This window comes from Mycolicibacter senuensis (assembly GCF_003284925.1).
GTDB lineage: Bacteria > Actinomycetota > Actinomycetes > Mycobacteriales > Mycobacteriaceae > Mycobacterium > Mycobacterium algericum_A.
The window spans coordinates 23097-31791 of the sequence record NZ_QMEX01000037.1; the positions used below are offsets into that span (position 1 = coordinate 23097).

An 8695-nucleotide genomic window follows, 5' to 3' on the forward strand; every position below is an offset into this window, starting at 1 on the left:
CATGGCCCTTTCGAGCATGGCGCCCAGCGTGCGCAACTGGCTGGACGGCGGCAGGTTCGTGCCCACCGACGCGGGGCGGGTGTTCGTACGCTCAGCCCCCGGCGAGGGGCCGACAGTGCTACTGCTACACGGCTTTCCGTCTTCGTCCTACGATTTCCGCGGCGTCGTCGCCCGGCTGGCGGGCCGGTCCTGGCTGACGATGGACTTTCTCGGGTTCGGGCTCTCGGACAAGCCGCGCCCGCACCGCTACAGCTTGTTCGAGCAGGCCGATCTGGTGCAGCAGGTGGTGGCCTCGACAGTGCCCGGTCCGGTGGTGCTGGCCGCCCACGACATGGGCACCTCGGTGGCCACGGAGTTATTGGCCCGCGATATCGCCGGCACGTTGGGCTTCGACCTGCAACGCGCCGTGCTGTCCAACGGCAGCGTCATCCTGGACCGGGCCAGTCTGCGGCCCAGTCAGAAAGTGCTACGTAGCCGCTTCGGCGCTCTGGCCGCTCGGGTGTCCAACCGGCGCGGCTTCACCCGCGGCTTCGGCCGGCTGTTCTCCGCGCAGCACCCGATATCCCCGGAGGAAGCCGACGCCCAGTGGGATCTGTTGTCCCACAACGACGGTCATCGAATCCTGCACCTGCTCACGGCCTACCTCGACGAACGGGTGCGCTACGCGCAGCGCTGGCACGGCGCGGTGCGCGACTGGCCCAAACCGCTGGGGTTCGTGTGGGGGCTGGGCGACCCGGTCGCCACCACCAATGTGCTCGACGGCCTGCGCGAGCTGCGCCCGGCCGCCGACGTCGTCGAGCTACCCGGGCTGGGTCATTACCCGCAGATCGAGGATCCGAAGGCCTACACCGACGCTGTGCTGGGGTTGCTGGTTTAGGCCGGCACTTCGCTGCGGTCGGCGCTCCACAGCGTGTGGAACTTGCCCTGCGCGTCCACCCGGCCGTAGCTGTGGGCGCCGAAGTAGTCGCGCTGCGCCTGGGTCAGGGCAGCGGGCAGCCGCTCGGTGCGCAGACCGTCGTAGTAGGCCAGGGCCGAGGAGAAACCGGGAGCCGGGATACCGAGGCTGACCGCCGTGGTCACCACCCGCCGCCAGGAGTCGATGGCCGCCTCGACCGCGCTGCGGAAATACGGCGCGGCGAGCAGACTCACCAGGTCGGGGTCGGTGTCGAAGGCCTCTTTGATCCGGTTGAGGAACTTCGCCCGGATGATGCAGCCGCCACGCCAGATCGTCGCCAGGTCGCCGGGCGTGATGTTCCAACCGTGCTCGGCGCTGCCGGCCTGAATCTGGTTGAACCCCTGCGCATAAGCGACGATCTTCGAGGCGTACAGCGCACGGCGGACGTCCTCGGTGAACCGGGCCGCATCCGAAGGACGGTCGCCGAGGGCCCCGGCGGCCAGGCCTGCCGCCGCGCGACGCTGCGGGACCGCACCCGACAGTGCTCGCGCGAACACCGCCTCGGCGATCCCGGTGACCGGAACTCCCAGGTCCAAGGCGGACTTCACCGTCCAGCGGCCGGTGCCCTTCTGCTCGGCTTCATCGACGATGACGTCGACCAGCGGCTTGCCGGTCTTGGCATCGACCTGGCGCAGCACCTCGGCGGTGATCTCGACCAGGTAGCTGTCCAGCTCACCGGCGTTCCACTCGGTGAACACCTCGGAGATCTGCGGCGCGGTCAGGCCCAGGCCGTCGCGTAGTAGCTGGTATGCCTCGCCGATCAGCTGCATGTCGGAGTACTCGATGCCGTTGTGCACCATCTTGACGAAGTGCCCGGCGCCGTCCGGCCCGATGTGGGTGCAGCACGGCACACCGTCGACGTGCGCGGAGATCTCCTCGAGCAGCGGGCCCAGCGAGGTGTAGGACTCCTTCGGGCCGCCCGGCATGATCGACGGCCCGTTCAGCGCACCCTCCTCGCCGCCGGAGATACCGGCCCCGACGAAGTGCAGCCCGCGGGCGGCCATCGCCTTCTCCCGGCGGATGGTGTCGGTGTAGAGCGCGTTGCCGCCGTCGATGATGATGTCGCCGGACTCCATGGCGTCGGCAAGTTCGTTGATGACGGCGTCGGTCGGGTCACCGGCCTTGACCATGATCAACACGCGGCGTGGCTTCTCAAGGGCGGCAAGGAATTCCGGAATCGATTCGGTGCGAACGAACTTACCCTCGGAGCCGTGTGCGCTCAGCAGGGCGTCGGTCTTGGCGATCGACCGGTTGTGCAGCGCGACCGTATAGCCGTGGCGGGCGAAGTTGCGCGCGATGTTGGATCCCATGACGGCCAGGCCGGTCACTCCGATCTGGGCGGTGCCGACAGGTTCCGACGCGCTCATACATTCGCCTTTCGGTGGTAGGTGATCGCTGCGCGGCACGCCGGACGGCGTGGGTCATCCCGCGATCAGTCGATGCAGTTCGGTCAGCCACGGTACCGCCAGCGCGATCGTCGGCACCGTCAGGACCCCGGCCGCGGCGGAGTAAGCGGCGGCGGCCAGCGCGCGACTGTTGCCGCGTCCGGACAGCCGCTGTACCCGCAACACCGTGCTGGGACCGCCGGCGGCCAGCGCGCCGGCGGGGATGGTCGCTGACGCGCAGGCCACCAGGGCGCGGGCCAGGGGAGGGGCGCCGGCGACCCGAACGGCAGCGTCGTCGGCCAGCAGTTCGACCAGCAACCGCACCGCGCCCAAGGCGCTGGCGCTGCGCACCAACCGGGGAAACGCGGAGTGCACCGCGGTGAACGCCTCCAGTACCAGATCGTGCCGGGCGCGCAGGTGGGCGCGCTCATGGCAGAGCAGAGCCGCCAGTTCGGTATCGCTGAGCGCCTGCAGGGCGCCCGAACTGAGCACCACCCGGCTGCGCACCCCGGGCAGGCAGTAGGCCAGTGGCTGCATCACTTGCAGAATGCGAAGGCCGCTGGTGCGCACCGCCGGAGCGCCGTCAGAGACGCCGACCAGGTCGACGAGCATGCGGTGACGGGCCCGGCGTTGCCGGGTGCCGATGGCTACCCGCAGCACGGTCACCGTCAGCCGCAGGCCGACGAGCAGCGTCACCGCCGACACCGCCGTGTAGAACGTCCACAGCGGCCAGCCCAGCCGGTCGAGAGAGCCCAGGATCGTCGAGGTGGGCCGACCGTCGGGGCCCGGCATCAGCAGCCGACTCGACGTGGCGACACCCGCGCTGAACGCCGACAGCACCGCGGCTATGGCGATGGCCTGCCAAAGCACCACCGCGGCCCGGGGGGCGCGCAACGGCCAGTCGGCGCGCGCAAGCAGGGCGGGTACCGGCCCCACGAGCAGCAGCGCCAGGAGGGTGAAGGCCAGCGCGGACACGCTGCCAGTCTCCCTCAGGATGTGTGTCGGCCGCCAGCGGGCGGGCCGACGTGATGTTTGGCTTCCAACTCGTCGAGTGCGCGGCGCAGGGCCTCGGCTTCGTCCACGCCGACGCGCTCCACGAAATGCACCAGGGCGGCCCGGCGGTCACCGGAGTCGGCGGCCTGGTCGAGGGCCTCGACCATCAGCCCGGCGACCAGTTCGTCACGGCCACGGACCGGGGTGTAGCGGTGGGCGCGGTCATCCCGGATCTGCGACACCAGATTTTTCTTGGCCAGCCGCTGCAGCACCGTCATCACCGTGGTGTAGGCCAGGTCGCGCTGCGCGGACAGCGCTTCGTGGACCTGGCGCACCGTCTGGGCCTCCGGTGCGGACCACAAGTGGTCCATCACCGCTCGTTCCAAATCACCTAGGTGGGTCTGCTTCGCCATGTTGTAATCAACTCCCTGCGGAATGGAGCAAGCTTACCCTCAATTACTACCGGCTGTCGTACCGCCGGCGGCCGGGCCTACTGGGCTGCGGGGGCGGGCCACCGGCCGCGACGACCGCGTTCGGCGCACCGCGGCCGGTCGTGTAGAACCATGGCATGGCTGCCAGCGGTTCCCCGACCATCCCCGTCGCGCCCTTCGACCGTGAGATCGGCCTGGTCTTCACCGACATCGGCCCCGACGGTGCCCGCGCCACGCTGGAGTTGCAGCCCAAGCTGAGCCAGCCCGCCGGGCTCGTGCACGGCGGGGTGTACTGCGCGATCGTCGAGAGTGTGGCAAGCGTCTCCGGTCACGCCTGGCTGAACTCGGGCGGCGGCGACGCCGGCGGCACGGTGGTGGGGGTCAACAACAACACCGACTTTCTGCGAGGAGTGTCGTCGGGGACGGTGTTCGCCGCGGCCACCCCGATACACCGCGGCCGCCGTCAACAACTGTGGCTGGTGACCATCACCGATTCCGACGACAAGGTGCTGGCGCGCGGGCAGGTCAGGCTGCAGAACCTGCCCAGTTGAGGCGCCGGCGGTGAGCCGCTGCTAACTGACCGCGCGTTCGGCGCCGCGCTGCGCCTCGGCCGCCAGCACCTCGAGTTGTTCCAAGCGGGTGCGGGCGAAGGCCTGCTGCTCGGTGATGGTGAGCTGGCCGCGGCGGGTGCTCAGGAACGTCACGTTCCACGACAGCAGCGTGCTGACCTTGTTCTTGAACCCGACCAGATAGATCAGGTGCAGTCCCAGCCAGGCCAGCCAGGCCAGAAAACCGCTGAACTCCAGCGGGCCGATCTTGGCGACCGCGGAGAACCTCGACACCGTGGCCATCGAGCCCTTGTCCAGGTACTGGAACGGCTCGCGGTCAGCCGGGTCGGCGCCGCCGAGCTCGGCCTTGATGGTGTTGGCGGCGTGCTTGGCGCCTTGGATGGCGCCCTGCGCCATGCCGGGCACACCGTCGACGGCCGCCATGTCCCCGACGACGAAGACGTTGGGGTGCCCCGGCACCGACAGGTCCGGCAGCACCTTGACCCTGCCGGCGCGGTCGAGTTCCACCGCGGACTGCTCGGCGAGATCGTGGCCCAGCGGACTGGCGGAGACGCCGGCCGACCACACCTTGCACTGCGACTCGATCCGCCGGATCGTGCCGTCGGAGTCCCTGACGGTCAGGCCGTTGCGGTCGACGTCGGTGACCATGGCGCCGAGCTGGATCTCCACACCCATCTTCTGCAGCCGCTCGGCTGCCTTGAGGCCCAGCTTCTCGCCCATCGGCGGCAGCACCGCCGGGGCGGCGTCGAGCAGGATCACCCGCGCCTTGGTCGAGTCGATATTGCGGAACGCGCCCTTGAGCGTGTAGTTGGCCAATTCGGCTATCTGCCCGGCCATTTCGACACCGGTCGGGCCCGCGCCGACCACCGTGAACGTGAGCAGCTTCTCCCGCCGGGCCTGGTCCCGGGACCGTTCGGCCTGCTCGAAGGCACTCAGGATGCGGCCCCGGAGTTCCAGGGCGTCATCGATGGTCTTCATGCCGGGGGCGAACTCCGCGAACTGGTCGTTGCCGAAATAGGACTGGCCGGCGCCGGCCGCGATGATCAGGCTGTCGAACGGGGTGTCGTAGGTGTGGCCGAGCACCTCCGAGGTGACGTACTTTCGGGCAAGGTCGATGTGGGTGACATCGCCGAGCAGCACCTGGGCGTTGCGCTGCTTGCGCAACACCACGCGGGTCGACGGCGCGATCTCCCCCTCGGAGAGGATTCCGGTCGCAACCTGGTAGAGCAGCGGCTGGAACAGGTGATGGGTAGTGCGAGCGATCAACTTGACGTCGACGTCGGCTCGCTTGAGTTTCTTGGCCGCGGTCAACCCGCCGAATCCGGAGCCGATGATGACGACCTGGTGGCGTCGGCTCTGCGGCGCAGTGACTTCAGGCTGGGCGCTCATGGGAATACGGTTGCTCCTCGACGGCGACTGCGTTCATAAATACGCTAGTCGAACCACTTGGCGGTCACCGAATTCGATCGCTGTGGGATTAGCCACTCCGGTGTGACATCAGCCGAAATGGGCCAGCGCTCCGTGGCTGACGTGCAGGGTCTGACCGGTGATGTGCCGGGCGGCCGGTGTGGTCAAGAACACTGCCAGGCGGGCGATTTCGGTGTCCGCGCCGGCCGGGGCGCTGGTGAGCCCGTCGTAGCCCGGGCGCGCACCGGCGCCGGCGGCGACCACGTTGACGGTGATGCCGCGGGTGCCGAACACCGTGGCCTGCCCGGCGGTCCAGCTCGACAGTGCGGCCTTGACGGCCGCATCGGCGCCGCCGTCGAGCGGGTTCTCCGGTACTACCGAAACGATCGAGCCGCCGGAACGCAGGTGATCGCCCACGGTCGCGACCGTTAGCACCGCCGAGAGCACGGTGGCGTCGAGGGCGCCGCGCCATGCGGCGGCCTGGTCGGCCAGCGAGTAGGCGCGCGGGTCACCGCCTTGCCAGCGCGGCGCGGGGACATTGACGATGGTGTCGAGGTGGTGGGGGAACAGGCTGCGGGCCGCCAGCAGGCTCGCCGGATCCGTGTTGTCGCAGACGACGGCGTTGGCGTCGAGTTCCTTGGCGGCGATTTCGAGCTCGGGACCTCGCATCCCTGCGACCGTCACCTTGTGGCCGGCTTCGCTGAAGCCTTCTGCAACGGTGCGACCCAATTCGGTGTCACCACCGGTGACCAGCACATCCATCGGTAGGCCCTCCTCGTGTTGGAAGCTATGTTACTGGACAGTAGCCGGTTTGTGGGCGCGGGACGCAACTCGGCACAGACACGATCCGGCTACGGTCCGGATTAGGCGCGCTTCGCCGCGCTTGCGGTCCGCGGTGTTGGTGTCGGGGACCCGTCCCCCGCAAGCGGGAGGTGCCCCCAGCGCCCGGCTTCGCCGCGCTTGCGGTCCGCGGTGTTGGTGTCGGGGACCCGCTGCCCCGGCTTCGCCGCGCTTGCGGTCCCCGATAGGCTTGTGGGCCATGTGGCGAACCCGGGTGGTGGTCTCCGGCGCGGTGGCGATCATGCTGGCAGCGGGTTCGACGGGATTGACCGGCTGTAGTTCCGGCCCGGCGACGCCATCGATCACGGTGTTCGCTGCGGCGTCGCTGAAGGCGGCGTTCACCGAGATCGCCGAGCAGTTCAAGACCGACCACCCCGGCGTGGCAGTGGAGTTCAACTTCGCCGGGTCCTCGGACCTGGCCACCCAGCTGACCGAGGGTGCGCGCGCCGACGTCTTCGCGTCGGCAAACACCGCCCAGATGGACAAGGTCGCCCGGGCCGGCCTGCTGGACGGTGAGCCGGTGCCGTTCGCCAGCAACACACTGGTGATCGTCACCGCGCCGGGCAACCCGCACGCGGTGCGCTCCTTCGCCGATCTGGCCGGCCCCGACCTGGCCGTGGTGGTGTGTCAACCGCCGGTGCCATGCGGAGCGGCGACCGGCAAGGTCGAAGACCTCACCGGGGTCCGGGTGAATCCGGTCAGTGAGGAGCCCGACGTCACCGACGTGCTCAACAAGGTCACCACCGGCCAGGCCGACGCCGGGGTCGTCTACCGCACCGATGCCATCAACGCCGGCGACAAGGTGGCCACCGTCGAATTCCCCGAGGCGGCGGGGGCGGTCAACACCTACCCGGTCGCGCTGCTCAAAGGCGCGGCGCAAGCCGCACCGGCCCGCGCATTCGTCGAGGTGGTCACCGGTGTGGCGGGGCAGAAGATCCTGCACACCGCCGGCTTCGGTGAGCCCTGATCTGTGCACCGGCCCCCTGACCTGCCGGGCTGGGTCTATGTGCCCGCCGCGATCGGCGCCACGTTCGTGGTGCTGCCGTTGGTGGCGATCGCGGTCAGGGTCGACTGGCCGCACTTCTGGTCGTTGATCACCAGTCCATCCTCGATGACCGCGCTGCTGTTGAGCCTGAAAACGGCCACGGTCGCTACCGCGCTCTGCGTCGTGCTGGGCGTGCCGATGGCGTTGGTCCTGGCGCGCAGTCAGTCGCGGGTGGTGCGGCTGCTGCGGCCCCTGACGTTGCTGCCGCTGGTGCTGCCGCCGGTGGTGGGCGGTATCGCGCTGCTGTACGCGTTCGGGCGGCTCGGGCTGCTGGGCCGCTATCTGGAGGCGGCCGGAATCCACATCGCGTTCACCACGGCCGCGGTGGTGCTGGCGCAGACGTTTGTGTCGCTGCCGTTCCTGGTGATCGCGCTGGAGGGCGCGGCCCGCACCGCGGGCGCCGACTATGAGGTGGTGGCCGCCAGCCTGGGAGCCCGGCCGAGCACGGTGTGGTGGCGGGTGACGCTGCCGCTGCTGACACCGGGCCTGATCTCGGGGGCGGTGCTGGCCTTCGCGCGGTCACTGGGGGAGTTCGGGGCGACGTTGACCTTTGCCGGCTCCCGCGAGGGCGTCACCCGAACGCTGCCGCTGGCCATCTATCTGCAGCGGGTGACCGACGCCGACGCCGCCGCGGCGATGTCGCTGCTGCTGGTTGCGGTGGCGGCGGTAGTGGTGCTGGGACTGGGAGCCCGGCGGCTGGCCGGCATCGGGTGACCCGCGTGGCGGACGGGCTGACGCTGCACGCGGTGGTCGCCGAGCGCGGCCTGGATGTGCGAATGACGGTCGAGCCGGGTGAGGTGCTCGCGGTGCTCGGGCCCAACGGCGCCGGCAAATCCACCCTGCTGCACGTGATCGCCGGCCTGCTACGGCCCGATTCGGGCGTGGTGCGGGTCGGCGATCGAGTGCTGACCGACACCGAGGCCGCGGTGCACATCGCCACCTGCGACCGCCGGATCGGCTTGCTGATGCAGGATCCACTGCTGTTCCCGCACCTGAGCGTGGCGGCCAACGTGGCGTTCGGACCGCACAGTGGGCACCGTCGGTGGCGCCTCGGCCGGCGGCAGGCGCGC

9 protein-coding genes and 1 pseudogene are annotated in these 8695 nt (G+C 69.7%); 5 read left to right on the forward strand and 5 right to left on the reverse strand.

Annotated elements, in window-relative coordinates; all coding sequences use genetic code 11:
* Position 1: 1 nt before the first annotated feature.
* Positions 2-877: an alpha/beta fold hydrolase gene (locus DQP56_RS11255; protein ID WP_435673851.1), complete on the forward strand. Its 876-nt coding sequence runs from the start codon at positions 2-4 to the stop codon at positions 875-877.
* Here DQP56_RS11255 and gnd read toward each other — a convergent pair.
* The 3 genes from gnd to DQP56_RS11270 are packed head-to-tail and all read right to left on the reverse strand — an operon-like array spanning position 874 to position 3746.
* Positions 874-2322: an NADP-dependent phosphogluconate dehydrogenase gene (gnd, locus tag DQP56_RS11260; protein WP_112685419.1), complete on the reverse strand. Its 1449-nt coding sequence runs from the start codon at positions 2320-2322 to the stop codon at positions 874-876. The genes DQP56_RS11255 and gnd overlap by 4 nt on opposite strands.
* A gap of 54 nt (positions 2323-2376) precedes the next feature.
* Entirely contained in the window at positions 2377-3315 is a 939-nt protein-coding gene (locus DQP56_RS11265; RefSeq protein ID WP_112685421.1) for a M56 family metallopeptidase, read from the reverse strand.
* 14 nt (positions 3316-3329) lie between these two features.
* Complete coding sequence (locus tag DQP56_RS11270) at positions 3330-3746, reverse strand: BlaI/MecI/CopY family transcriptional regulator (RefSeq protein ID WP_112685423.1); 417 nt, start codon at positions 3744-3746, stop codon at positions 3330-3332.
* A gap of 155 nt (positions 3747-3901) precedes the next feature.
* Between DQP56_RS11270 and DQP56_RS11275 the strand changes: the two genes are divergently transcribed.
* A complete protein-coding gene (locus DQP56_RS11275) occupies positions 3902-4315 on the forward strand; it encodes a PaaI family thioesterase (RefSeq protein ID WP_112685425.1) in 414 nt (137 codons plus the stop codon).
* A 21-nt stretch (positions 4316-4336) separates the two neighbouring features.
* Here DQP56_RS11275 and ndh read toward each other — a convergent pair whose 3' ends face one another.
* Together ndh and DQP56_RS11285 are read right to left on the reverse strand one after the other, a co-directional pair.
* Positions 4337-5722 (reverse strand): type II NADH:quinone oxidoreductase Ndh, encoded by a 1386-nt coding sequence (gene ndh, locus DQP56_RS11280; RefSeq protein ID WP_112685427.1) that lies wholly within the window; start codon positions 5720-5722, stop codon positions 4337-4339.
* A gap of 108 nt (positions 5723-5830) precedes the next feature.
* Positions 5831-6502, reverse strand: a complete 672-nt coding sequence (locus DQP56_RS11285) for an SDR family oxidoreductase (protein WP_112685429.1) — start codon at positions 6500-6502, stop codon at positions 5831-5833.
* 277 nt (positions 6503-6779) lie between these two features.
* On the opposite strand from DQP56_RS11285, the gene modA reads away from it, so the two are divergent.
* The 3 genes and pseudogenes from modA to DQP56_RS11300 form a co-directional block, all read left to right on the forward strand.
* A complete protein-coding gene (gene modA, locus DQP56_RS11290) occupies positions 6780-7547 on the forward strand; it encodes a molybdate ABC transporter substrate-binding protein (protein ID WP_112685431.1) in 768 nt (255 codons plus the stop codon).
* 3 nt (positions 7548-7550) lie between these two features.
* Complete coding sequence (locus tag DQP56_RS11295; protein WP_112685433.1) at positions 7551-8339, forward strand: ABC transporter permease; 789 nt, start codon at positions 7551-7553, stop codon at positions 8337-8339.
* A 62-nt stretch (positions 8340-8401) separates the two neighbouring features.
* Positions 8402-8695, forward strand: a pseudogene (locus DQP56_RS11300) (ATP-binding cassette domain-containing protein); the annotation flags it as partial.